This window comes from Stenotrophomonas maltophilia group sp. RNC7 (assembly GCF_030910085.1).
Classification (GTDB): Bacteria; Pseudomonadota; Gammaproteobacteria; order Xanthomonadales; family Xanthomonadaceae; genus Stenotrophomonas; species Stenotrophomonas sepilia.
In genome coordinates this window covers 1-428 of sequence record NZ_JAVFVN010000522.1, presented here as the reverse complement: position 1 = coordinate 428, position 428 = coordinate 1, and the positions used below count along the sequence as shown (strand labels likewise).

Genomic DNA, 428 nt, shown 5'->3' with positions numbered 1-428 from the left:
AGTTTAGTCTCTAATAAATTTTTTACACCAAGCAGGAATATTTCATTTACATCATCCACTGATGTTCCATGACTGTTCCAAGTTACTTCAGAAAATGTCTCTTTTTTTACTCCGTTCTTAACAAAAACATGAATTAGGGAGAGAAGGGATAAGGATTCTTGTAAGTTGTAAATTTCCTCACGACTTCTAATAATCATATAAATATCTCCTCATCATCCCTAATTTGATAAGACTTAGGAATAGATGGTTCTAAAAGCAATGAAACCTTGTAAAAGAGATTATCCAATTCAAAAATGCTGTTCCCTTGATTTACTATACTTAAGATTTCTTGTTCATCCATATCAGGTGTAATTAATTCATTCTCTCCAAACATTTCTATATAATCCTCAGGTTCTTCATAATTTATAGGAACATACTCCTCAAAAATA

Annotated in this window: 2 protein-coding genes; both read right to left on the bottom strand. The window is 30.6% G+C overall.

Annotated elements, in window-relative coordinates; translation table 11 throughout:
- Positions 1-197, bottom strand: a 197-nt coding sequence (locus RCF13_RS10130; RefSeq protein WP_308141124.1) for a hypothetical protein, incomplete at its 3' end; no start/stop codon positions are given.
- Positions 194-428 (bottom strand): hypothetical protein (locus RCF13_RS10125; protein ID WP_308141123.1); only part of this gene is annotated, 235 nt, incomplete at its 5' end. The genes RCF13_RS10130 and RCF13_RS10125, both read right to left, overlap by 4 nt.